This window comes from Methanomicrobium sp. W14 (assembly GCF_017875315.1).
GTDB lineage: Archaea > Halobacteriota > Methanomicrobia > Methanomicrobiales > Methanomicrobiaceae > Methanomicrobium.
In genome coordinates, this window is record NZ_JAGGMM010000002.1 from 48,590 (window position 1) to 72,586 (window position 23,997).

Annotated in this window: 28 protein-coding genes; 9 read left to right on the forward strand and 19 right to left on the reverse strand. The window is 41.4% G+C overall.

All coding sequences use genetic code 11. From position 1 onward, the window contains the following. Nucleotides 1–54: 54 nt before the first annotated feature. The 5 genes from J2128_RS06115 to J2128_RS06135 all read right to left on the reverse strand — a co-directional run bounded on the left by J2128_RS06115 (nt 55) and on the right by J2128_RS06135 (nt 2,948). Complete coding sequence (locus tag J2128_RS06115) at nt 55–261, reverse strand: hypothetical protein (RefSeq protein WP_209690266.1); 207 nt, start codon at nt 259–261, stop codon at nt 55–57. A 54-nt stretch (nt 262–315) separates the two neighbouring features. Continuing rightward, entirely contained in the window at nt 316–696 is a 381-nt protein-coding gene (locus J2128_RS06120) for a hypothetical protein (protein ID WP_209690267.1), read from the reverse strand. Nucleotides 697–698: 2 nt separating this feature from the next. Then, the gene (locus J2128_RS06125) at nt 699–1,001 is read right to left on the reverse strand and encodes a winged helix-turn-helix domain-containing protein (protein WP_209690268.1); all 303 of its coding nucleotides are present in this window, start codon (nt 999–1,001) and stop codon (nt 699–701) included. 198 nt (nt 1,002–1,199) lie between these two features. Continuing rightward, entirely contained in the window at nt 1,200–1,562 is a 363-nt protein-coding gene (locus J2128_RS06130) for a hypothetical protein (protein WP_209690269.1), read from the reverse strand. A gap of 597 nt (nt 1,563–2,159) precedes the next feature. After that, nucleotides 2,160–2,948 carry a serine protein kinase RIO gene (locus J2128_RS06135; RefSeq protein WP_245323447.1) on the reverse strand — a complete coding sequence of 263 codons (789 nt, stop codon included), beginning with the start codon at nt 2,946–2,948 and terminating at the stop codon, nt 2,160–2,162. Between the two features lie 309 nt (nt 2,949–3,257). Between J2128_RS06135 and J2128_RS06140 the strand changes: the two genes are divergently transcribed. After that, on the forward strand, nt 3,258–3,770 hold the full coding sequence (locus J2128_RS06140; protein WP_209690270.1) for a hypothetical protein: 513 nt from the start codon (nt 3,258–3,260) through the stop codon (nt 3,768–3,770). A 28-nt stretch (nt 3,771–3,798) separates the two neighbouring features. Here J2128_RS06140 and J2128_RS06145 read toward each other — a convergent pair whose 3' ends face one another. Together J2128_RS06145 and J2128_RS06150 are read right to left on the reverse strand one after the other, a co-directional pair. Then, nucleotides 3,799–4,659, reverse strand: coding sequence for a hypothetical protein (locus J2128_RS06145; protein WP_209690271.1), 861 nt, complete (start codon nt 4,657–4,659; stop codon nt 3,799–3,801). 54 nt (nt 4,660–4,713) lie between these two features. After that, nucleotides 4,714–5,664: a tyrosine--tRNA ligase gene (locus J2128_RS06150; RefSeq protein WP_209690272.1), complete on the reverse strand. Its 951-nt coding sequence runs from the start codon at nt 5,662–5,664 to the stop codon at nt 4,714–4,716. A gap of 170 nt (nt 5,665–5,834) precedes the next feature. Between J2128_RS06150 and J2128_RS06155 the strand changes: the two genes are divergently transcribed. From J2128_RS06155 to J2128_RS06165, 3 genes are all read left to right on the forward strand, one after another. Next, a complete protein-coding gene (locus tag J2128_RS06155; RefSeq protein ID WP_209690273.1) occupies nt 5,835–6,329 on the forward strand; it encodes a C-GCAxxG-C-C family protein in 495 nt (164 codons plus the stop codon). 433 nt (nt 6,330–6,762) lie between these two features. Further along, nucleotides 6,763–7,347, forward strand: coding sequence for a nucleotidyltransferase domain-containing protein (locus J2128_RS06160; RefSeq protein WP_209690274.1), 585 nt, complete (start codon nt 6,763–6,765; stop codon nt 7,345–7,347). Beyond that, nucleotides 7,344–7,808: a HEPN domain-containing protein gene (locus J2128_RS06165; RefSeq protein WP_209690275.1), complete on the forward strand. Its 465-nt coding sequence runs from the start codon at nt 7,344–7,346 to the stop codon at nt 7,806–7,808. Before J2128_RS06160 ends, J2128_RS06165 begins: the two co-directional genes overlap by 4 nt. A gap of 56 nt (nt 7,809–7,864) precedes the next feature. Here J2128_RS06165 and J2128_RS06170 read toward each other — a convergent pair whose 3' ends face one another. The 9 genes from J2128_RS06170 to J2128_RS06210 form a co-directional block, all read right to left on the reverse strand. Further along, nucleotides 7,865–9,592: an ABC transporter ATP-binding protein gene (locus J2128_RS06170; protein WP_394357556.1), complete on the reverse strand. Its 1,728-nt coding sequence runs from the start codon at nt 9,590–9,592 to the stop codon at nt 7,865–7,867. Next, complete coding sequence (locus J2128_RS06175; protein ID WP_209690277.1) at nt 9,573–11,384, reverse strand: ABC transporter ATP-binding protein; 1,812 nt, start codon at nt 11,382–11,384, stop codon at nt 9,573–9,575. Before J2128_RS06175 ends, J2128_RS06170 begins: the two co-directional genes overlap by 20 nt. 304 nt (nt 11,385–11,688) lie before the next feature. Continuing rightward, nucleotides 11,689–12,168: a hypothetical protein gene (locus tag J2128_RS06180; RefSeq protein WP_209690278.1), complete on the reverse strand. Its 480-nt coding sequence runs from the start codon at nt 12,166–12,168 to the stop codon at nt 11,689–11,691. A 1-nt stretch (nt 12,169) separates the two neighbouring features. Then, nucleotides 12,170–13,417: a ferrous iron transporter B gene (locus J2128_RS12710; protein WP_209690279.1), complete on the reverse strand. Its 1,248-nt coding sequence runs from the start codon at nt 13,415–13,417 to the stop codon at nt 12,170–12,172. Then, nucleotides 13,386–13,991, reverse strand: coding sequence for a FeoB small GTPase domain-containing protein (locus tag J2128_RS06190; RefSeq protein ID WP_209690280.1), 606 nt, complete (start codon nt 13,989–13,991; stop codon nt 13,386–13,388). The genes J2128_RS12710 and J2128_RS06190 overlap by 32 nt, the downstream gene beginning before the upstream one ends. A 43-nt stretch (nt 13,992–14,034) precedes the next feature. Then, entirely contained in the window at nt 14,035–14,274 is a 240-nt protein-coding gene (locus J2128_RS06195) for a FeoA domain-containing protein (protein ID WP_209690281.1), read from the reverse strand. Between the two features lie 566 nt (nt 14,275–14,840). Further along, nucleotides 14,841–15,065 carry a FeoA family protein gene (locus J2128_RS06200; RefSeq protein ID WP_209690282.1) on the reverse strand — a complete coding sequence of 75 codons (225 nt, stop codon included), beginning with the start codon at nt 15,063–15,065 and terminating at the stop codon, nt 14,841–14,843. A gap of 182 nt (nt 15,066–15,247) precedes the next feature. Next, a complete protein-coding gene (locus tag J2128_RS06205; protein WP_209690283.1) occupies nt 15,248–15,865 on the reverse strand; it encodes a class I SAM-dependent methyltransferase in 618 nt (205 codons plus the stop codon). Nucleotides 15,866–16,032: 167 nt separating this feature from the next. Then, nucleotides 16,033–16,611 (reverse strand): TetR/AcrR family transcriptional regulator, encoded by a 579-nt coding sequence (locus J2128_RS06210; protein ID WP_209690284.1) that lies wholly within the window; start codon nt 16,609–16,611, stop codon nt 16,033–16,035. Between the two features lie 226 nt (nt 16,612–16,837). Between J2128_RS06210 and J2128_RS06215 the strand changes: the two genes are divergently transcribed. Genes J2128_RS06215 through J2128_RS06230 form a run of 4 tightly spaced genes read left to right on the forward strand, consistent with a single transcriptional unit; the run spans nt 16,838 to nt 20,546 of the window. Next, nucleotides 16,838–17,986, forward strand: coding sequence for a COG1361 S-layer family protein (locus J2128_RS06215; protein ID WP_209690285.1), 1,149 nt, complete (start codon nt 16,838–16,840; stop codon nt 17,984–17,986). Nucleotide 17,987: 1 nt separating this feature from the next. Next, complete coding sequence (locus tag J2128_RS06220) at nt 17,988–19,202, forward strand: ABC transporter permease (protein ID WP_209690286.1); 1,215 nt, start codon at nt 17,988–17,990, stop codon at nt 19,200–19,202. Nucleotides 19,203–19,205: 3 nt separating this feature from the next. After that, nucleotides 19,206–19,895 (forward strand): ABC transporter ATP-binding protein, encoded by a 690-nt coding sequence (locus J2128_RS06225; RefSeq protein ID WP_209690287.1) that lies wholly within the window; start codon nt 19,206–19,208, stop codon nt 19,893–19,895. 24 nt (nt 19,896–19,919) lie between these two features. Then, nucleotides 19,920–20,546, forward strand: a complete 627-nt coding sequence (locus J2128_RS06230; protein WP_209690288.1) for a GNAT family N-acetyltransferase — start codon at nt 19,920–19,922, stop codon at nt 20,544–20,546. Nucleotides 20,547–20,678: 132 nt separating this feature from the next. Here the strand turns inward: J2128_RS06230 and J2128_RS06235 are convergent, their stop codons facing one another. Next, entirely contained in the window at nt 20,679–21,140 is a 462-nt protein-coding gene (locus J2128_RS06235) for a metal-dependent transcriptional regulator (RefSeq protein ID WP_209690289.1), read from the reverse strand. Nucleotides 21,141–21,705: 565 nt separating this feature from the next. Next, the gene (locus J2128_RS12870) at nt 21,706–21,831 is read right to left on the reverse strand and encodes a hypothetical protein (protein ID WP_281069288.1); all 126 of its coding nucleotides are present in this window, start codon (nt 21,829–21,831) and stop codon (nt 21,706–21,708) included. A 368-nt stretch (nt 21,832–22,199) separates the two neighbouring features. Between J2128_RS12870 and J2128_RS06240 the strand changes: the two genes are divergently transcribed. Continuing rightward, nucleotides 22,200–22,955 carry a hybrid sensor histidine kinase/response regulator gene (locus J2128_RS06240; protein WP_209690290.1) on the forward strand — a complete coding sequence of 252 codons (756 nt, stop codon included), beginning with the start codon at nt 22,200–22,202 and terminating at the stop codon, nt 22,953–22,955. A gap of 16 nt (nt 22,956–22,971) precedes the next feature. Here the strand turns inward: J2128_RS06240 and J2128_RS06245 are convergent, their stop codons facing one another. Then, nucleotides 22,972–23,781: a class I SAM-dependent methyltransferase family protein gene (locus J2128_RS06245; RefSeq protein ID WP_209690291.1), complete on the reverse strand. Its 810-nt coding sequence runs from the start codon at nt 23,779–23,781 to the stop codon at nt 22,972–22,974. Between the last annotated feature and the right edge of the window lie 216 nt (nt 23,782–23,997).

A 23,997-nucleotide genomic window follows, 5' to 3' on the forward strand; every position in this document is an offset into this window, starting at 1 on the left:
AAAACCCTGAATTTTTGTTCTTCCCTGAATCGGAAAAAAAGTTGTCTGAAAAAATTATTCCGATACTTTTTCAAGGATTTTTTCTATATTGTCTATCTTTTTTTCCATCCTCTCAAGACTCTGCCTGAGAGATATGATTTCAAATTTTATATCGGATATTTCGGCTTTTTCTGCCGATGATTTTTCAGCCATATTTTCAGCCCAGTCTTTCAGCGCTTTTGTGTCGCCTTCGGTGAATATTCCGGTCAGTTTTGTGTTCATTCCAATTATCCTCTTTTTTTTGGTTTCGAAAGTCTTTTTGGAGAGAATTTATTTTTACTCCGAGACCTTTTCAAGGATATCAGAGATTTTGTCGACTTTTTTCTCCAGCGAGTCCACTGACGCCTTAAGGGTTTTAATCTCGTCACGTGTTTCGGAAACACCGTTTTTTGCAACCATTGCGTCCATGTAAGTCTCAAGCCATTCCTTAATCTTTGCTCCGGCTATGCAGAGAACGATAATTACAAAGATCACAGGCAAAACGTAGTAAAGTATAGAGGCCATGGAAAAGACCATCATGGCAAGACCACCTGCTGTGCCTGTCATCCCGAAAACGGATGCCAGGCATGCGGCAAAAAGAAGTACGAACACAAGGGCCATGAGTAAAATTACAGCCTTTGTAATCCAGTGAAAGTTTTTGACAGTTTCAAAATTCATCTTTATTCATCTCCAAGTTTTTCAATGAGGCCGAGGCTGACCGGCAGTTCAAAGGGCAGCGCCCCGTAATATCTCTTAAGATAGGGCGGCTCCTCTCCGACGCGGTTTGTCCCTTTTACAAGACCCGCCTTTTCAAACTGTTTGAGGTAAATGTTTACCAGTGGACGGGAGATTCCGACCTCTTCTGATATCTCCCGTGCAAATTTCTCTTCATGCGCAATCGATCTGAGAATGTGAAGCCTCTGTTCGTTTCCAAGAAATTTCAGTACCTTTGCAAGTTCTGTGACTGTCGCAGGTCTTTGCATGAGTATGTGTTTATTTATTTTTACACATGATAAATTTTTTTGAAAGAATGCCGTTTTAATTCTTTCACGAAAAAAGGGTTAGATGTTACGTCAAAACAAAAAAAGAGCGTTTTCTAAATTAATCCATGCAGAAAATTTTAGGGAGGATTATTTTTTGTCTGAAAGGGCGGGGCGGGTAGTTTTGATTTTTTTGAAATATTAAAAAAATTCAGATGAATTCATCAGAACGTACACTAAAATCCAGAGTATCACCAGAAAAATACAGAATTTCGAACCTTCGGGCCAGCCCTCTGTTCCGGGACTAAAAATACCGCCTGAAAACGCCTCTCTTACAAAAAAGACTGATGAAACAAGAAATACGATTCCAAGACCTGTTCCGGAAAGGTATACCGGGGTAAAGACAAGGATATCAAGCATTTGGGGGATAATTTCATAGGAGATTCCGTAATGCCCTCCAAGCCCGATTGATATGAACAGCATTCCGACAGCTGCGCATAAAAGCGCTGCAACAAGGTTCTGAATTTTTCCGGGTTTTAATCCCAGATGATTGCTTATCTTCATTTTTAACTTCCTTTATATTAATTAAAAATAAGAAAAAGATTTATTGATTAGATATCAAAATCATCTTTTTCTTAATTTAGATGTATGAATAGAGATAATTTTTCCAAGTTCCACTAATAGATTGGCCTGAAGGTGCATCTACATGCATAATTCCGGAAATTTCTTGTGAGTATCCATAACTTCCAATCCATTCAACGCCAAATTTTCCTTTCTTTTCCTGAATTTTGCCAACCTGATATTCAGGTTTGATAAAAATTGAGTGAACGCCCCATTTTAATCTCGCCCATGGAGAATACGATATTAATTATTATATACTATCTCACTATGTTCTTGAACTAACATTGAGCTATAATAATAATTTGTAGTTTTTAGTTATGTAATAATTATGGATTTGTAAATTAAATGATGATTTGAGATATTTAACAAAAGATTTCTTAGATTGAGCATATATATAAATCATTTAATATAACTCATGTCTCTGCGCGTATATCTTTGTGTGCTCCAGATTTTAATGTTTTTGTTCTTTGAGAGAAGAATCTCTCTGTTTATCCTTTATCCAATTTTAGGGATTCTATAAAATATTTATTGCCTTATTTTTCACGGCTGCATGCGGTGCTCACCGACAATGTCCTTAAATATCTCCTCTTCGCTGCGGGTATCGCAAAAACGGCTGAAAAATCTGTTTACATTTTTGATGTCTCTTACAAGAAATTTGACGGCTCCGGGGTGTTCCGGGGTTACCGCCTGTCCCATGTCGATTATGATGTGCTTCTCCCCGTCATAGAGGATGTTGAACTCCGAAAGGTCGGCATGTACAAGACCTGCATCGTTGAAAAGAGTCTTCATGTCTGCAAGAACGGCCATATAAACCCTTTCACCTTCTTCTTTTGTAAGGGCAGCCTGCCTTAACTGCGGGTAAGCCTTCTCGTTTTCTCCGCAAAATTTCATCAGAAGAATGTTTTTGTCAAAAAAAATAGGGCCGGGGCAGTTTATGCCGGCGTCTTTGGCACGCTTAAGGTTTGAGTACTCCTTTTTTGTCCAGGCAAATATCACTTCCTTTTTGGATTTCCTGACGGATGAAAATCTCGGGTCGCCTGCCATGTATTCCCCCATTTTGTTGAAGTTTGCAGATTGTATTCTGTAAATCTTTATTGCAATGGAATTTTTGTCGGAATCCTCACCGTAGAAGACGTTTGCCTCCTTTCCTGTGGAAATTGACCCCCCGATTGCAGATATTTTTCCCTTGTGGACCAGTTTATAAAGGGCGATAAGGGTCTGGTCGTCAAAGACGTTCTCCATCACCTTCATCTGGTCGGCATCCTTTATCCTGACGCCTTTTTCCTCGACTTCGCGGTCAAACTTCTTAATAAGATCAATGTCCTTCAATAACGCACCAGTTTAGATTATTTTTATTATCCTGAAAAATTGTTCTTTACTTAGATAATTCTAACCATTCGGGATAAAGGGTGGGGGAAAGTTTCGTGAGACCTGAGTGCCGGCTGAAAAAAACTATATGGGGGCTGAATCACGAAATCAATTAATTTATGAGGCCTGAAAATGAAGGGCAGCACAAATATGTTATTTAATTAGTAAATGTATATTTTTAACTAGAAATAGTTATTTTATATTATAGATATATCCAATGTGACAAAAGTATATGTTGTATATCCTCTCAAATCTTCAAAAGAGGATATTATGAGAATTTGTATTAGAGCAAAAATTCTTATTGTAATGCTTGCAGTTCTTGGTTTTGCCTCTTTGCAGGACTCAAATGCACTAAGCAGCTATATAGCGTCAGAAGCGAAGTCAATTGGTGAGATGTCAATAGAAGAGAGCACCACGGCTCTTACAGGCCTCGGGGTAAGGCTTGTCAAAACAAAGGCAGAAGATGTGGCAGGGCAGGTTGAGATATACCTGAAAGAGCATCCTGATATGACAATAAGAGACCTTCAGAATGATGAGTATTTTCAGTCTATAATAGTTCAGCCTGTCGGTGAAACCGGTTTTACGACGGGAATGGATGCCGACAGTCTTGTCATACTTTTCCACAAAAATCCTTCTGACGTGGGAATTAATCTTCACAGCCTGAAGGACTCAAATCCGCAGTACTACAAACTCCAGCAGAGCGGCTGGGGATATATTGATACAAGCGGCTATTACAGGTTTATCCAAAAATCCGGGATTTATTTTATTTTTATGATTCCATAAAATTTTATTGAAAAATAAATCACCTTTGTTAGCTGTTTTCACTTATATATTCCATAATTTCAGCATTTTTTGGCATTAAATATCCTATAGTAAATCCTTTTACGTCAGTTCCCGCGTAGACATATATTCTGGCTCCTTTTTTTGCACTATAATTATAGTATTTCAAATAATCAGAAGAGTTGCGGGTGTTTAGATCATCATATAGAACAGGGAATACCTTTTCTATTGATTTATACGGGTTATGCGATGAACCAAGCTGGCAGAATGAGTTGTCTTTCATCATGTACGCTTCTCCGTCATTGCCCATAAGTAAAGACCTTGAAAGGTATTCGCCGGTTATTTCATTGCATTTTGTTATTATCTGGAGGTGTCCGTCGTCATTTTCAATGACCATGCCTGCGGTGTACCTTGGTGAACTTATTGTCTCGGCTTCTGCACCAGCAACAGGTGCCGGGATTGTTTCATTAATTTTTTGAGTTGTATTCTGTGTTTTTTCAGGGACTGTCGTGTTAGTTTTATTGCTTGTCGCAGTTTCATTAATTTTTTGAGTTGTATTCTGCGTTTTTTCAGGGACTGTCGTGTTAGTTTTATTGTTTAGCGTAGTTTCACTGATTTTTTGCGTAATATTCTGCGTTTTTTCAGGACTCCTCGCAGGAATTATATTGTATACAGCAATTTCACTGATTTTTTGCGTAATATTCTGCGTTTTTCCAGGAGTTATCGTGGGAGTTGCGTTGTATACCATGGTTTCATTGATTTCTGTTGAATTTTGTATTTCTTTCAGTACGTTGGCAGACGCCTGGTATCCAGTACAGCCTGCAAAAAAACAAAATACTAAAAGAACGACCGGAATTAATGCTATAGCCAGACAGTTAAAAATTTCAGCCATACAACTAAATGCATATCAATAAAGATAAGTTTTGCGGCAAAAGAAGTATTTTTTTTAGAGTCCCAGGTAGTCCCTTGCAGGTGCAAGGACTTCTATAAGGCCCTCTGTGCATGCCGATTTTAAGTCTGCGGGATGAATTTCGCCTTTTGCATATGAAGTCTCGCATTCCCCGTATGATATAATCTCACGGTCCCCCCCGAATTTTTCAGGGCGCCTGAGCGTTATGGAATCAAGTCTTGGGAAGACATGGTATTTGAGTACCTGCAAAACCGGGTTTTCCTCGATTTCAGGCGGGCAGAATGCCTTTTTCATTTTTTTTCTTATATTATCCTCGGTGTCTGCGACTGAGATATAGTTGCCCTCTGAAGAGGACATTTTTTTGCCGTTAAGGCCGTTTAAAATCGGTGTGTGCATACAGACCGGTGTTTTCGCCCCTATTGACGGGAGATACTCGCGTGCAAGCATGTGAATTTTTCTCTGGTCGATTCCGCCGAGAGCAAGGTCTACACCAAGAGTATGGATATCAACCATCTGCATTATCGGGTAGACCATCTGGGATACATGAGGTGCGTCCATGTTTCTTCCGACCTCATCCATGCTTCTCGTCGCACGGTTGAGTGTTATCTGCTGCGCAAGCTTTAGGACATTGAGCTGGTATTCAGGATTTAACTCGACATCCGTTCCGAGTACAAACTCGACGTTTTTTCCTTTAAGTCCGACAGCTTCAAAGCAGCGGCGGTTGTATTCTGCAAGCTCCCTTACCTTTTCCATGTCGCCTTTCTGGTTTAAAAATGCGTGAAGGTCTGCCAGAAGAACCTTTACCTTAAATCCTGCCTCACGAAGGTCCATCAGTTTGTTTATTGTGACGAGGTGTCCGAGGTGAATCTCCCCTGAAGGTTCGTATCCTGTATATACTGATTTTTCAGGTTTTTTCAAAAGCTCCTTTAATTCGTCCTCTGTTACGACTTCAACAGTATTTCTTATTGCAAGTTCGTATGAATCCATCCATTATAATTTTTGCATGGATGGAGGATTAAGGTATTTGTGGGTTTTGCTCTTCAAGAAATTTTTGCATCCTTGTCTTGAATATTTTGAATATTTGAAAAGAATGTTTTGTTGTAGATTTATTCTGCATATTGCAGTGTTATATTACTGAAGAGAGATACCTGTCAGTCATGGAAGAAACGGGTAATAACCAGGAGACTGAGAGAAACGAAAAAAAGGCTGACTATGCCGTTCTTGAATTTTCATCCGGCTACAATTGCTCGCAGTCCGTATTAAGTGCATTTGCGGCTGAAATGAATGCCTGGAAGGATGATGCCGTAAAATACGCGGCAGGCTTCGGCAGCGGTATCGGGACGGGAAAAACATGCGGTGCATGCACGGGCGCTGTTATGGCGGCAGGCCTTTATACGTCGGGAATCGAGGACAATGACGAGAGAAAGAGCCGTACATACGGTATTGTGAGAGAATACTTTAAAAAATTTGAAGAAAGGTTCGGGAGTTCTGACTGCAGGCAACTCCTCGGCTATGATATCATGGACAAGGAAAAGGTGAAATCACTTCCAGGGGATAAAAGTCCGAAAACTTTCTGCCGGAAATTTGTCAGGGAAAGCGTTATGATTATGTCTGAAATCATTGATGAGGACAGGCTGAAAAACCAGGAATAAATATATTTTGAAGATTTTTCTGAATACCTGTTTATTAGTGGTATTAAAGGTAATTTCTTTTGAAAATAAAGTCAGTCATAACAGATTTGGTCCGAAAATCCTGGTTTTTGGATTTTAACTGAAAAACAGGAAAAAATAAGATGCACCAGACGTTTGCATGTGCATGGACAATCGCCTTTTGTGCATCATGTGTCTTCCCTAAAACATTTCTTAGGATATCACTGGATTTACCAAAACTGACTTTTAATGGCAGACCCGGCGTATTAGGTCTGCCATTCTCCCCCGTTAACATAGTGGTACCCGTTTTTATTTATTCTCTCTCACTATGGGCTTGAACTATCGAAAAGTCAGGACTTAACCGTTCAGAATGAGTCTGAAAGGAAAATTTTCTGCACAAGGATGATATAGGATTTGTGTCCAATATAACTTTCATATGTCCAAAATATTAGACATAACTGAGAACCACCTGAAAATACTTTCACTGTACACGAATGGCTATGACAGTGATTATTATATAAGGGAAATCTGCCGGCATGTTCCTGTGTCCCACGGTGCGGCGCAGAATATCCTGAACAGTCTTGAGGAGAAGGGGGTTTTGTACTCTGAGATCAGAGGCAGGTTAAGGGTCTTTAAGCTCAGGAATACTCCTGCGGCCAAAAATCACATACTGCTTGCAGAAAGCTACAAACGGCTTAAATTTTCGGAAAAATATCCTTTTGCGAACCGTATAATCTACAGGGTTCTTCCGGCTTTCAGCTGCCCGCTTGCCCTTTTCGGCAGCTATTCATCAGGCCTTGCGGAAGAGCATTCCGATATCGACCTTCTCTGCGTGGGGGATTTTGACCTGCCCCTGGTTGAAAAAATATCGAAGATGTTTAGAACAGAGATAAATGTAAAAAAATACAATCAAGAAGTATTTAAGGAGGGCCTTCATGACCACCTTCTAAAAGAGGTCTATAAAAATCACGTATACCTTAAATGCCCAGAATTTTTCGTTGAATGGGGACTTGAAATATGAATGAGATGAACTGGTGCAAGGACAAAAGAAAAGGTCTGAAACTGACCGAACCAAGCGAAAACCTATCGGAAGCCTATTTTGAAAAGGCCGAGGATTCTCTGGCTGTAATGAACTCACTTGACTCGCCTGACTGGATAATTTCGACAGGATACTATTCCATGTATTATTCACTGTATGCCGTTTTGATGAAGGTAGGCGTGAAAAGCGAGATCCATATCTGCACTATAGCGTTTATGAAAGAGTGTCTCCGTGACTTTTTTTCCGAAGAAGAGGCGGAAAGAATGGACAAAGCGAGACTTATGCGGGTCCAGTCCCAGTACTCGGTTACACGTGAGTTTTCGTCTTCCCAGGCCGAAAAAATAGCTACCGCTGCGCCTTTGTTTCTTCTCAAGTGCAGGGACGTCTGCGATAAGATGACACACCCTGATATGGAGAAAATACGAAAGAAAATGGCGGACTGATTGGGTTTTCGGAATAAATTAAAATATTTTTTTAGTTTTGTTTTTTTCTTTTTTCCTCATACCACTTTCTGCTGAAGGCTGTATAGACGTGCATAGAGTCCGTTTTTTTCAAGCAGAGTTTTGCTGTCGCCTTCTTCTGCAATTCTTCCTTTGTCAAGAACAACAATCTTGTCGGCTCCTGCGATTGTTCTCATACGGTGGGCGATTACAATGACTGTCCTGTCCTTTATGAGCTTTGATAATGCCGACTGTATAAGTGTCTCGTTTTCGACATCGAGCGACGCCGTCGCTTCGTCAAGAAGAATTACAGGTGCGTCCTTTAAAAGTGCTCTTGCAATTGATATCCTCTGCCGTTCCCCTCCTGAAAGCGTAGCCCCGTTCTCGCCTATTACAGTCTGGTAGCCGTCAGGCATTTCTGAAATGAAATCATCGCACTGTGCAGCCCTTGCAGCGGCGAAAACTTCCTCGTCGGGAGCGTTTTTTCTGCCTATCCTGATATTCTCCATAATTGTATCTCTGAATAAAACGACGTCCTGGAAGACTATCGAGAAATTTTTAAGAAGGGTTTCAGGCTCAACTTTTGATACGTCCTGTCCGCCCAGAAGTATTCTTCCGCTGTCGGCATCCCAGAAGCGTGCCGCAAGTTTTGCGGCCGTACTTTTTCCACTTCCTGAGGGTCCTGCAAGAGCCGTGACTTTGCCCTGCTCTGCCGTAAAGAAGACGTTTTTTAGGGCTTTTTCATCGTTGTACGAGAACGAGACGTTTTCGAATACTATGTCATATCCTTTGTTTTCGCATCTGTCTGCACCTTCCTGGACCGGGTAGTTTTCAATCTCCTTCATGCGGTCTATCTGGACCATTGCGTCGAACATTTCGGCCGTCTGCATGAACACCGTTGAAAGCGGGTCGTAGATACGTGCCGCAACGAGAAGAAATACAAGGTATATGATGACTGATATCTCTCCCTGTCCTAAAAGGACGGCTCCCGCAAGAATTACGGCAGCAAAGCCGATTCGAAGCACAGCTGTCCCGGACGAGATGAAACACCCGGTTATAACCTCCGATTTCATGGATGCCGATATCACATCATCGAATTTTTTGTCGAGACCTGCAAGATACTCGTCCTCGCGCCCGCAGGCCTTTATATCCTTTACAGCCTCAAGGCACTCCTGGACACCATCGGATGCAGCACGCCTGGTCAGTATTTTTTTCAGGCTGTATTTGTCCTGTAGTCTTCTGCTTCCTATAACAAGAGCAAGGGATACAGGAAGAGCTGCAAAGAGTGCAATCGACATGCGCCAGTCTATCACGAAAAGTCCGGCTGAGGCAAGAATTATTGACAGCACTGCACCGAATCCCTGCGGGAAAGCGTGGGAGAACGCATGCTCGAGAGCAGTGCAGTCTCCCATCATTGTATTTGTAAGGTCGCTTAAGTCGCGTTTACCGAAGAACGAAAGGGGAAGTTTTCTTATCTTCTCTGCAAGTGCAATGCGCCTGTTGGCACTCTCGTTGTAGGAGGCGACGTACGTAAACTGGTACTGGAGAAGGTGAACGGCATAGATTATTGCAAGTATAACCGCACCAGTTCCAGTGTAAAGCCATATGTTGAGGGAAGGTGCGGGTTTTCCGAGTAAAGGGCTTAACAGTACGTCTATAACGACTATGAACAGTGCTACCGGAAGCATAAGGCTCAGGTCGGCCGCGGTAGAGAATATTATTCCTTTTTTGAGGTCATCGGCTCCTTTTTCACTCAGTGAGAACTGTTCACGCAGCATCCGGTACACCTCCTTTGACTTTGGTACCCTGAATCTTCCATGAGACCGACTTCCTGTAATCTTTCCACATATTCGTGTATAGTCCGCCTTTGTCCATAAGCTGTTCATGTGTTCCTTTTTCGGCAATTCTTCCGTTGTCGATGACAAGGATCTGGTCTGCGTCCTGCACTGTTGAGAGGCGGTGTGCAATCATAAGAACAGTTTTGTTTCTGGTAAGTTCCCTGAAAGCAAGCCGTATTTTGTACTCGTTTTCAGGGTCTGCAAAAGCTGTCGCCTCGTCGAGGATTACAACAGGAGTATCCTTTAGAATGGCTCTTGCAAGAATTATCCTCTGCTGCTCGCCTCCTGAGAGAAAGATTCCCTTTGTGCCGGTTACGGTGTTGATGCCGTCAGGCATTTTTTCAATGATGTCCGTGCACTGCGCCGCTTCTATGGCTTTTGCTATATCCTCTTCTGATGCATCAGGTCTGGACGCTTTTATGTTGCCGAGGATGCTGTCTTTTAGGAGGTGTGAGTCCTGGAATACGAAGGAAATATTCTCCATAAGAGTTTTCGTATCGATTTTTTTTACGTCTGCACCGCCCAGGCAGACTTTTCCTGAATCGACGTCCCAGAAACGGAGAACAAGATTTGCAATTGTTGTTTTCCCGCTCCCTGAAGGACCTACAAGAGCGGTTGTCGTGCCCTCAGGGACATTGAATGTCACGTCATCGACCGCCGAAAGGTTTGATTTCGGATACCTGAACGATACGTTTTCAAAAGAAATATCCCAGCCATGAGGCTTTTCAGGGTTCACAGGCTGCTCAAGTGGTTTTTCATTTAGTATGTCCTCAATCCTTTCAAGAGATTCAAGTGCAATCATCCTGTAGGACGATGAGTACATAATTTTCAGAAGCATCGCTGCGCAGGCGGGCGTAAAAACCACATAGAAAATAAAGCTCAGTACGAAGCTCATATAATCTCCTGCAACACCAGCAAGGAGAATCCCTGCGGGGACGAGAAGGAAGAATGCACCGTTGATGACTGTCAGAAAGGCAGTCATCGGCCTTTTGCACGAGACCGCATACGCTGAAGCGAAATCACGGTACGCAAGTATAGAATTCCTGAAATTCTTGAATGAATGAACAGTCTGCCCGAACACTTTTACAACAGATATTCCCCTGATGTATTCGACAGCCTCGGTATTCATATCCTCAAGTGCGTTCTGGTATTTTTTGAGCCACTCCACTCCTTCCTCGCCTATCATCCTTTTCTGGATGAGAAAGCCTGCTGCAAGAGTCAGGAGGCTTAATGTGCCAAGACGCCAGTCGAAGTAAAGAAGCATTATTACGACCGCAACAGGCGTTATTAGACCTCCTGCCAGATCAGGCATCTGGTGGGCGATGAAATTCTCGGTTGACATTGTGTTTTCGTCGATTATTTTCCGCATTTTCCCGCTTGATTTTGACGTGTGAAAGCCCATCGGAAGTTTTACGATATGGTGCATTATGGCAGACCTCATGTTTCTCTCCGTCCGAAACGCTGCCGTGTGGGAAAGCATAAGTGCGGCGAAGTAGAGTGCGAATCCTGCTGTTGCAGAACCTACGGCAATCCACCCGTATTTCAGGAGTACTGCCATTTCGGGATGCATATTGGCTTCTGCCTGGACCAGAACCTCCTGCATCACGTAATATATGCAGATAAAAGGTACCAGCACAAAAACGGCGCTTATCGCCGACAGGATGCAGGCCAGTATTAAATATATCCTGGACTTTCCCGCAAATTTGAATAAGCGGAGAATCTTTTTGTTATTGTCATTCATTTAAAAAATCACTCTTTTTGTAATATCCGGGTCTTTTTTTTGGCCGAAATATAGAAGTGCCTAAAAAATGCATTGAATTGATGATTTTTCTAAAATTTTTAGGACTTCCCGGAAAACCCTGGTCTCTGTCCTCCAAAAAGAATCCATTTCTGCACCTGTTTTCTAAAAAACTTTATGTTACGGGTTTTAAAAAAACCGGTGCAAACTTTGGATTTTAGAACTATAAGAAAGACTTTTGTTTTCATGAGCCCTCTTAAAAAAATCCCTTTTTAAAAAAATATGTTTTAAAAAGTGTTTTTTGTAATCAGTCTTTTTCCGCCTTTTCCGCAAATCCCCACCTGTAGTATAAATAAAGGGCTGCAAGGGTGAAGGGCAGAAGTATTACGGCAGGTGCGTAAGGCGGCATGAAGTACCCCAGAAATCCTGAAAACGAGTTCAGAAACTCCGGAGCGTCCTTAGGTGCCGGAATGCCCCCGCATATCATCGCAAAGATGTCGCAGCCTGCAATGACCCAGATCATTATTGATCCGAGAAGCACTTTTGAGAACTGCTGGATGTATCTTATATCGCTGCATCCCGAAAGTATGAGTATACCCCCGAAGAGAACGACAAGACCGCCCCAGGCCCACCTGAAGAAGTCATCGCCTGATATGCTCATTATCCCTAAATCTATACCTCCTGAAATCCCCGACCATACAAGTATGTCGGCGATTCCAAGTGCAACCGCTGCAATTCCTATTATTGCAAAGTAAACCGATGCAATACTGTTATTGTTCTGACTCATTTTATGCAACCCCCAGGAGTATTCCTACTGCGTGTATTATTCCGCCGTATGTGAGTGCAACGACAAACAGCACCAGAACTGCCGCCAGAAGCTCTTTCCATCCTTCCTTTAGCATGACCACAAATGTCGCCACACACGGGAAGTATATCGAGATTAAGACGACGGCTGTTATCATCTGGAATTTTGTCATCGCGATTGCCGAAAGCTGTGCTACTGCAAGGTCCTTTCTCAGGAATGCCGCAACAAGTGGCCCTGCTGTCTCTTTCGGAAGCCCGAACCATGTAACGAACAGGGGTTCAAGTGCGTTTGAAAGCCACTGGATTACACCGGCAAGGTAAAGAACGTTTACTATCAGGACACCGAACAGAACGAACGGGACTGCACTGACCAGAAATCCCTTTGTCCTCATCCCGAGCTTTTTGAGTATGTTCGACCTCTGCGGCATGTGGTAGGGAGGAACGTCTATAAGGATTTCAGGGTTTTCTCCCGGGATGATTCTGCTGAGGATATAGCCGAATACAAAGTATCCTATCACCAGGAGAAGCATCACGTATCCGACACTTTCAGGTATCACCTCAAGCATCACACCGAGCTGTGCTCCGCACGGGATGAACAGTGCGATGAGTGTCATCATCATGAAACGCTGTTTTCTGGTTTCAAGAATTCTTGTCGACGTGACAGCAGGCACGTTGCACCCAAGTCCGAGTATCGTAGGGACGATTGCATATCCGTGAAGCCCGATTTTGTGCAGGAAAGTGTCCACAAGGACTGCAAGTCGCGGCAGATATCCCGAATCCTCGAGAAGGGCCATCATGAGATAAAATATGAACACAGCCGGAAGTACCACACCTATCGCTACGAAAAGACCTGATGTCAGGACGCCGAAAGCTTCGAAACAGTTGTCTGCCGTCGGGTCACCCACGAACAGGAAATACAGAATGCTTCCCGGGTCAGGCCACGCCGACTGTATCCAGGGGAGGAAGTATTTGTCGAAAAACTTAACGAAAAATCCGTCAGTGCATAGTGTACCGGCAAAAGAACTGAATATGCTCCAGAATGCATACATTACACCGATTGCGACGGGTATTCCTGTAAGGGGTTTTACCGTAAGCTCTCCTATGATGTCGCGGACTTTCTGGGTGTAGTGTCCGTTCTTAATCACCTGTGACGATATCTCGTCGACGAGAGACCATCTCGACTCTTCGCTTAAGGCCATTTCAGGCACCTCCGCACCCGCCGCAGCCTCCACACCCTGCACAACCGGGTGAGGTCGCGGGTTTTGTCTCTTTTCCTTCAGAACGAAGTTTGATGTCTTTTATTTCTGCGTACTGGGCTTTTCTGATCATGTCCCCGAGCTGTTTTAAACCCTCACCTGCTATTGCGCTGGTCTCAACAACCGGAACCCCGAGAATTTTCTGGAGTTTCACATTGTCTATTGAGATCTCCTTTTCACGGGCGGAGTCCATCATATTCAGAACGACAATGGATTTCAAGCCCTTTTCGATAGTCTCAAGGGCAATGTAGAGCCCCCGTTCTATTCTTGTCGCGTCAAGGACAATGACCGCGATAGCGTTCCTGTGCTTCTCAATCATCTTTACGCAGACTTCTTCGGCCTTGTCCCTTGGTTCAAGCGAGTAGGCACCGGGGACGTCAATCACTTCATACGTCTTTTTGTCAATTACCACGCTGCCTTTCGTAAAATCGACAGTTGTACCCGGGTAATTTGAAACGACGGCGTTTCCTCCCGTAAGGCGGTTGAAAAGAACGCTTTTCCCCACATTGGGGTTGCCTATAAGAAGAATTGTATCATTTTCTTTTTCCATTTTTATTTCTCCGCAAGTATTTTTTAAACAATAAAATTACGGTTCATTCCGGGGTTTTCGGGTTTGTGACATCAACGATGATGCTGTAAGCCTCGTTTATTCCTATCGCAACCTCGACTTCTCCTGTTACGACGACAACCGGACCTTTTATCGGCTGTTTTGTTATCATCTTCACCTTTTTCCCGACACGGATTCCTATCGGGCTTAAGTTGTGGGATGAGCTTTTGATTTCCTTAATAAGGCCGGTCTCGCCGTACTCCATTTCAGGAAGCTTTTTTTCCATAAATTCACCTTGAACAATAAACGGCTGCCGGATTTTTAAAAACGGCTTTTTTAAGCAGTTTTTTGACATTTATCTTCCTGAGAAAAACAGGGATAAAATCACCGGCGCCTTTCACTTAAAATGTTTGAAGGTTAGGAATGGATTAACAAGACCCAAAATTTGTTATAATTCTTTTAAGAAGCCAAAAAAAATTCGGCAGAATAAACAAAACCTAAAGGCCGACCTGATAAATTTAGGGTAAAAAATGTAATCCGGCCTGTATTTTTGTGAAATAATCAAAGAAATTGTGTTTTTAGAATTTACCGGAGTAAAGTATTTTTTCTGCACGGAAAATTATTTTGGGGAAGTGAAGACAGAACGGCCCGACTGCCGTTTTTACAATGAATATTATTTCAGGAAAATATCTGGGATAATACGCGTATTTTGGTTAGTTCCAGGGAAATCCAAAATAAAGAAATCTGAAAATAATTAAAGACTAAAAAAGATTATTGACGTTTAAATGACGAAAAAGTCAATCTTTCCTAAACTGCAATTATATTATTCCGGAGGGTTTCGTATCTTTTTTTTTAGCATCTGTCAATGATTATTCTTCCGGCTATGCCTCTTCCTATTGCAAGAGTCGAGCCGTTAATGTCAAGAACAACGGGTCCGCAGGAGCAGTCTATCATTCTTACAAGGACGCCTTCAGAAAGGCCACGCAGAGAGAGCTGCTGTTTTATTCCCTGGCCGCCTTCAACTCCCCTTACAAGTCCTTTTTCGTTTTTTCTAAGGTTTATAAGTGTGCTCTCCATTTATCTCACTTTCTTTCAATTTATTTTTGAATTTTAGGTGCGGATGAATATGAGCCGAAAATTGTTCGGGGTACGCAAAAAATTCTAAAAAGTAAATCTTTGGGTAAATCCAGAATGAAGTCGGAATAATTTTGGGGACTTTTTCTGCTTTTGTCAGATTTTTGCCGGATATTTTTATTAATTTACGGTTTTATTCCGGTGACGCAGATTCCGCTTCCCTTTGTACGTTCATAAATTATTATTTCGGTAAATCCGGCGTTTTTCATTGCCGAAGAAAGCTCGTCACCTGTAAAGACTGACATGTCGATATATTTCAGCCATTTTTCCGCATCCTTTTGTGAGGCGGCTTCATTGCATACCATAAAGACTCCCCCGTTTTGTAGTATGCGGTTAATTTCCGTGAAATTTATATTAAGGTCGGGCCAGAAATAAACCGTTTCAAATGCGGTCACCGCGTCAAAACTTTCGTCTTCAAACGGAAGGTTCCCGACTGATGCATGAAACACTTTGCAGCGTCCTTTTTTTATGGCTTCCCTGTTGAAATCTTTTGATTTTTTTACACTTGCCTCTGAATAGTCGGCACCAAAGACTTCAGCTTTTGGTGCGAGTTCAAGAAGGTTCGAGATGTTTTTTCCTCCTCCGCACCCCACGTCCAGAATAGCCATTTTTTCGCTGAAATCAAGGTATGATAGGCCCCATTTTGCAAGTCTGTCGTGGCCTGTGTTCATTAGCCAGAGGATGAAATTTCCACCTGCAGAACTTTTTGGTTTTCTTGTGTTTGAAAAAAACTGCTTTAACATAAAACTGTTCACCCGTAATTTTTGAGATATTTTTACCTTTTTTGTGTTAGTATGTAGTATTTTATCTAATTGTGATTTTTTAGCTTAGGACATGATGAAATTAAGCCGAAATATTTTAGGGACAGTTTGTTATGCCAAAAAAAGAGCGTTCAAATATTATTTAATTTTTATTTTACCAGTTTCTCTATTGTTTTCGTCCACAACATTCTGGCCTCTTTTTTAGACATTCCAAGGTAAATCCTTTCCATGAGCCCTCCTGCAAGAATTCCCGATACAGCCGAAATCATTTTTATATCAGTGTCTTTTGGAAGGTAGCCCTTTTTTACCTGCATCTCAAAAAATTTCAGAAATTGGCCTTTGTCTTTTGCTGTCTCTTCGAAAAGCATCTTTTTTATTTCTTCATTCCTTGTGGATATAGACGCAAGCTCATATATAAGAGGCTCGCTGCCGCTGTTCATTCTGAAATAAATATCAAAAAAAAGCCCGGAATTCTCAGTGAAGTTTTTGTTTTCAAATTTTTTGAGGATATTTTCTGTAAACCCCGAACTATACTGGTCTGCCATTGCCCTGAAAAGTTCTTCCTTGCTTTTAAAGTAAAGGTATAGTGTCCCTTTGGTGACACCGACTTCAATGGCGATATCATCCATTGTCGTATTATAAAATCCCTTTTTTGAAAACACTAAATATGCTTTCTCCAGTATTTTAAGACGTGCCTTTTCCCTGTATCCGGGCATAACTCTTGGCATGTATATCCTTTTTGTTTTTATAATAAATATATTCACTTCTATAACTAACTGGTCAGTTAGGTATATAACTGTTCAGAATTCAATGTACACTAACTAACTGTTCAGTATAACTCCTGGAAATTATCTGGTCTAAATATTGAACTATGTAGTTGTGATAGCTATGAAAAGATTAATGATTTACGGAATACTTGTTGTTTTTCTAATTTCTGCTTTAACGGTACCCGTTATGGCGGCAGGGAAACCAACAATTATCGTGTCAGATTACAAGGTAAAACCTTCTGTATTAATGCCTGGAGAAGAAGGTGTTATTGAATTGACACTTAAAAACACTGCCCTTTCTTCAACGGTAACAACAGTGTCGGGAAAAGATTCCGGGGACTCGGAAACATTTACTACTAATTTTAACCCCACCATAGAAAGTCTTCTTCTTCATCCTGACGGGGTGACTGTTATTGGCGGGAACAACCAGTTTATTGGTGACATAGGTCCTGGTCAGGAGGTAAACGTTTCTTTTTACATCCAGGCGCCTTCAAAAAAAGGGATCTATTTTCCTGAAGTGTGGGCCGGTGTGAAAGGAGGAGAAAACCTCAGGTATTCGATTCCTGTAAATGTGGGAATGCAGCTTGAGTTTAACAAAGGTGCTCATCTGAAATTAAGAACTAATGCTGTTGCAGTAAAACCCGGAGAATCTGTGAATACATTAGTAATAATCACCAACGAAGGCCAGAGCGAGGCTGATGATATTATAGTGGACTTTGGATCTGTTGATGGAATTATTGCACCTGCAAGCATTTCATCATATTATATTGATTCGCTGAGTCCGGGAGAATCCTTGGAATTACCGGTAAAACTTATTACTGAGAGAAGGGATCTGTCCAAAATAGTATCACTGCCTGTTGAAATTTCTTATCTTAAAATAGATGGGGACAGGATAAGTATTGATGATTCTATAAACCTTCTTCTAAGAGGAGAACCTGAAATATCGATAGATTCAGTAGATAATTCTGTTGTACCCGAAGGGGAACCATTTGATCTTATAGTAAGAATTGAAAATTCCGGAACTTCCACTGCCCGCTCGTTAAATGCCAAAATTGCAGGCTTAAACGGCGAAACAAAAATTGCATATGTAGGTAAGATCAAGGCTGGAAATGATGCGCCTGCGGTTTTTAATTTTAACGGCATGAACCCTGGTTTATACAAAGGAAGTCTTAAAATTTCATGGATAGACGAATGGGGAGAAAAAAATGTTACAGATAATATAGAAGTGAATGTTAAAGAGTCCGATGACGGCTGGATAGTCTTTTTGATTCTTTTTGTTGCCGGAGCGGGACTTTATGCAGTCTATTATTACAGAATAAAAAAGAGGCAGACCTGAAATGTTTAATGATCTGAAAGTCTCTTTTTTTCTTGCTGTACGCTCACTTCAGAGAAGCAATAGAAAAAGCACTGTCCTGACAGTTTTCATAATCGCGATGGTATTTACGAATATGATTCTTTTGCCCTCAATAATTACCGGAGAGGTCAAAAATTATGAAAATCAGGTTGTCAGGTATTATACTTCAGATGTAGTCGTTGAACCTTTAGGTGACACTGAGGAAAATATGTTCATAAACAATGCATCTGAAGTTGTTGAAAAGGTGGACCGGGTGCCTGGTGTCCTGAGAGCAACGTCGAGATATACACAGGCTGTTGTAATGAAAAACAAGGGAAAGCGGCTTTTAACCTCAATAACGGCAATAGACCCTGAAAACGAGAAATTCGTCACTGAAGTTCGCGAAAAGATGGTTTCCGGAGAATATCTAAGGGATGATGATCTCAACGAGATTATTGTAGGTAAATACCTTGCGGGACACAGGGATGAGTCCGACGACTTTATTTCGTCTCTCGGGGGGATTAAAACAGGGGACTCTATTGTTGTCGAATTTTCGAACGGTGTTGTTCGGGAGTGCAGAGTAAAGGGTATTTTCTCTACAGGCTTAAATGATGTTGATTCCTTGGCATACATTTCGTGGAATGAACTTGAGGACGTATATTCCAAAAAAATTGATAAGGCCTCGGGAATCTTTGTTAAGTCTGAAAAGGGATTTTCGAATGAAGACATCAAAATTTCACTCTTATCATATGGCGTTAAAGAAAAAGTCAAAACATGGAGAGAATTTCTTGGGCGTGCGTACAGCAAAGTTGTCGAAAGCTATGATATAATAAATAACATGACAGTGGCGGTAAGTCTTCTGATAGCGGTTGTTGTTGTATTTATTGTCGTCATGATTAAAACAATCAACAACAGGAGGCAGATTGGAATTATGAAGGCAATTGGTATTAAAAAGGGAATTATTATATCCAATTATGTATTCCAGGTAATAATCCTCTCGGTTTTGGGATCGCTTGTGGGTGTTGGAATAATATCCGGCTTAATTGGTTATTTCTCGGTTTATCCGATAGAATTTCCAGACGGAAATATTGTCCCATATGTAAGATTTGGCACATTATTAGATTATATTGTCTTCCTGATTACAGCGTCTTCTTTCGCGGGATATGTTCCTGCAAGAAATATTGCGAACGAGGACGTTCTGGTGGCAATGAGGGGATAAATAATGATACGGGCCGACAATCTTTTCAAAACATATCAGATGGGTGGTGTCAGTATAAAAGCTTTGAATGGAGTTAGTGTTGAGATAAGAAAGGGTGAATTCATTGGTCTTATGGGACCTTCCGGTTCGGGGAAATCCACACTTCTTCATATGCTTGGACTTCTGGACAGGCCTGGTTCAGGTAAAATCATAATTGGGGGTATAGATACCAGTGTTTTGTCGGATGGAGACAGGACTCTTTTCAGACTGAACAGACTAGGGTTTGTCTTTCAGGATTATGCACTTGTGCCTGAACTGACTGTTCTTGAAAACGTGTTTCTGCCTTCTATGGTTCGTGGTGAAGACCCGGAGATATATGTTAAAAAGAGTAACGAAATTCTTGAACTTATTGGTTTATCAGGGCGTTCGGACAATCTTAAAAAAGAACTTTCCGGAGGACAGCAGCAAAGGGTATCGATTGCAAGAGGACTCGTTAACAAACCTGATATTCTCTTTGCAGACGAACCCTGTGCAAATCTTGACAGTAATAACTCAAGGGTAGTTCTGGATCTGTGCAGAAAAATAAATCGCGAAACCGGGCAGACAATAGTCATGGTCTCACACGAGGGATGGCACAAAGAGTATTTCGACCGCGTAATAAATCTGAAGGACGGAAAAATAGAATCAGTTGAAGATCTGGTAGGAAATCCCTGAAAATCCAAGGATGAGTTGTTTATTATGAATTCACAGGAAAATTCGGGTACTGTTGTCAGGAATCTGGGAAGAAGTGATTTTGATGCCGCAGTCTCTATTCTTGCTGAGTCTTTCTTCAGTAAGTTTTCAACTGCTGTATCCGGAGATAAGGATAGCATAAAATCTTTTTTGAGGGAGGTGGAATTCGATGACGAAGATAAATTTGACGGATATTTCGTATCTGTGACCGGTGACAGTGTATCCGGGATACTTCTTCTTAAGTGGAAAGGCAAAAAAACAGGGAGTTCATTGGGAAAATTTGTTTCTGCGGTTAAAAAGGCAGGTCTTTTAAGGGTTCTCAGGTTCGTCCTGGTGTTCGCACTTTTGAGTCACGAACCCGGTAAGGGGGAGTGCTATATCGACCACATTGCAGTTGCCCCGGTTTTTCGCGGTCGCGGAATCGGAACAAAACTTCTTGCTGCAGCGGAAGACTTTGCAGGAAAAAATGGTTTTGAAAAACTTACTCTTTACGTGGCTTTTTCGAACGATGCCAGAAAACTGTATGAAAAGTATGGTTTTAAGGAAGTTAAAAGCGAGGAAAGTCTTGTTACGGCGCTTATGTTTGGGATTGACAGGTGGGTTTACATGGAAAAAAACCTGAAGGATGCGTGAATAAAACAGTTGAAAAACCCAATTGGCTTTTATAATGCAAAATTGGCCTTATGATACAAAGCCCTAACCGTTTCAAAAAGTCTTTTTAAAACAGTACTTTTTTTATTTTTTTTGATTTTCAGTTTTTTTGGTTTATCCGGAATTTTCAGCCGACCTTTTTACAGTACAGTATTCATCGAAGTCCTGAAGGGTGTGGTTCTTTGAGCCGCGTTCTTTAAGGAAGTTTACGAAGAGGTGAATCTGTTCAATTGTTTTCGGGTGAAGCTCATGCTCCATCATGCAGGCATCGTCGTTTGCGATTTTATCCGGGACCGAGATCAGTTTCAAAAACTCCATCAGCGTGTCATGCCTGTATTTGATGACTTCAGCAATCTCTCTTCCGCTGGGTTTTAAAATAACGCCTTCGTATTTGCGGTACTCTATCATTTTAAGCCTGTCAAGCTTGATGAACATCTCAACGACTGAAGGCGGGCTCACTCCGAGTTCTTTTGCGATATCGCGTGTTTTGGCGTATCCTTTTTCAAGGCTGACGTTAAGTATTGCCTCAAGGTAGTCTTCGGCTTTTCTGCTTAAATTAAAGCTCTTTGTCTCCATGTCATATACTTCTTTTTTGTGAAATATTATTTTACCTAAAAAATTTAGGTGATTAGGATGTTTTATCAGTCACCCTAATAATGTTAGGGTATAATTAAAAAATTGAATGAAATAGTCTGATTAAAAAAAATTTATAAAAAAGCTGCCTCTTAATTCAGGTTGTATGCCAAAAAGGCGGGAAAATAATTGATTTTAATTTATATGCAAGGGTACGTGTGCTGCCTTAACTGTCAGGAAGGGAGTTGTTCTGTCTTTCTGCCGGTGTTTTCTTAAAGACTGAATACAACAGACAGGTTAGTGTGTCAGAGGAATTATCCGAAAAAATTTGTCGGTAGCATTTTTGACAGAGTTAATTCCCTTCTTTCTGCGTTCAGGATTTTTTATTTTCTCTTAAATCTGGTGTCGCTTTTTCCTTTTTTTATTGTTTTAGATTTGTGATGATAGATATAAGCCGTGTGGCAACTCTTTTTGCAGAGTCTTGCTTTTTTTAAAAGCTGTCTTTGTATGCAGGCCTGATTCTTGCTTATTTGTCCTGCATGTCTTCAACAGCGGGGAATACTTTTATTTAAGCTCTTTTTTCCCTGAAATTCACCTCCTTAAGCGTTTCCTGGGAGATTCCCAGTGTTTTCAGGAATTCTTCCTGAATTTTGTCATCATTTCTGACGCCTTTTACGGAAGCCCTGAAACACATTTTCAGTACCTCCTCTTCAGAAATTTTTCAAGAGTTACAACAAAAAGTCCTGGTGTATCACAGGAACCGTTTGTGTCGTCTCTTTCAGAAGATTTTATATTCATGTTTATTTCTTCTGTTTCCGTTAATTTCGACCTCCTTTTGTTACAATAACAGAGTTGCAGGTTAGGTTTTGATAAAGGCACCCCTAAAATGATTAAAGTTTATGCGTTTGATCCTATTTTTTTTAGGAAAATCCGGCGGAACTTTTCGTCAGCATGTCTTTTTTCTGCAAAAGTTTCGCTTTTTTGGCTTTTGGCAGGTAAACAAATCCTAAAAAGTTTCGGCTATGGTATTTCAGGTCCAAAAAATGAAAGCATTAAGCGATAATGATTAGTCTGCTGGTTGTTGACGATGAACCGGAAATTCTTGAAATAACAAGGATATTCCTTGAAAAAACAGGAAATTATAAAGTAACGTGCGAAACCTGCCCAAAGTTCGCACTTGATATGATACAGACCGGAGTTTTTGACGCTGTAGTATCTGACTACGAAATGCCTCTTTTAAACGGTCTTGACCTGCTGAAAAGCGTCAGGAACAGTGGCAACAATATCCCTTTTATAATTTTTACAGGTAAAGGACGCGAAGATGTGGTGATTGAGGCTTTAAACTGCGGTGCGGACTCGTATGTACAGAAAGGAGGCGACCCAAAGGCGCAGTTTGCAGAACTCTCCTGGAGGGTATATGTGTCTGTTGAGAAAAAAAGAGCTGAAAAAAGGCTTTATGAAGCAAATGAATACAATAAGTGCCTTATCGAGTTGCATGTGGACCCCCTTGTGACTATAGACTGCGGAAAAATCATCTGTGATGTCAATACGTCAATGGAGAAAATAACCCTCTGCAGTCGTGAAAAACTTGTCGGATCACATTTTTGCAGTCTTTTTACTGAGACTGAAAAAATTTCGGATGCCCTTGAAAAAGTAATGGGTGGTGAAAAAACTGACGGACTTAATCTTGTTTTAAGGCAGGGAAACGGGCAGACTGTTCCTGTTACCCTTTTTGCCGTTTATTTCAGTTACGGAAATAAGGGGAGCTGGATAAAACCGGCCGGAGAGGGAATATTTGCAGAGCTTCACTACGCCTGATTTTTTATCTTTCTTTCTATCTCACCTTTTTCAGGTCGAATACCCACCTGGATACGGCAGGGGCGACATTTCCGCAGGGCCTTACAAATATTGTTTCAAGGCCTTTTTTTTCGAGTCCGGTTTTAAGGTTTTTTGCCTCACCCTTGTTTTTGAATGTGTAAAAATGAATGAAGCCACCTGTTTTGACAAGTTCTGCGGTTTTAAAAAGAGCTGCGTCCATCCCGTATGCGGTCGGTATTATTGCACGGCTGAAGTAATCCTTTTCTGGGAAGAGGCATGAAATGTCCATTGCGTCCCCGCAGATAACGTCCGCTTTTTCCCTTACCCCGTTAAGTCTGGTATTCTTCATGAAATACCGGCAGGCCGCAGGGTTTATGTCGATTCCTGTCACTTCCGCGCCTTTCTCTGCCGCCGGCACCGCAAATGGTCCCCCGCCTGAGAAAGGGACTATAACCTTTTCTCCAGGGTTCACCATTGATGAAATCCTCATTCTCTCGTAATAAAGGGCGGGGCTGAAGAATACGGATGAAAGGTCGGTTTCGTAGAGGTAGCCGCCTTCTTTATGCAGTGTGACGGTTTTATTCTTTCCTGCAAGGTACTCAAATGACCCTACTCTTTTCTCTCCGTTTAGAGGTGCAGTCTTCTGCAGGACAGTCGATACGTCTTTTCTGAATTCAAGCAGGGTGTATCCTATCTCCTTTTTGTAAGGTTTCAGAAAATCCGGTATCCGGAGAACTGCGATGTCTCCAATTACTTCAAAGTGCCCGTTAAAGGTTTTCAGCAGGTTTTTTGGAATTTTTCCATTAAGGGACTGCCTGAAATTCATCAGGATAAAAATATGATTTCGTGCTATAAAGATGATTCTTCAGGCAAAAAAATGTCATTTGGTTTTACTTATATACTGGATATTTGCATGCCAGAATTTTTATGTATATATACATTGTTAATGTTTTCTGCATTAGGTATAGAATTAACTATCAGTAGCTGTCTTTTGGGAGGGTATTATACCCTGAATTTTATAAAGAAAATATTTGTTGTCCTG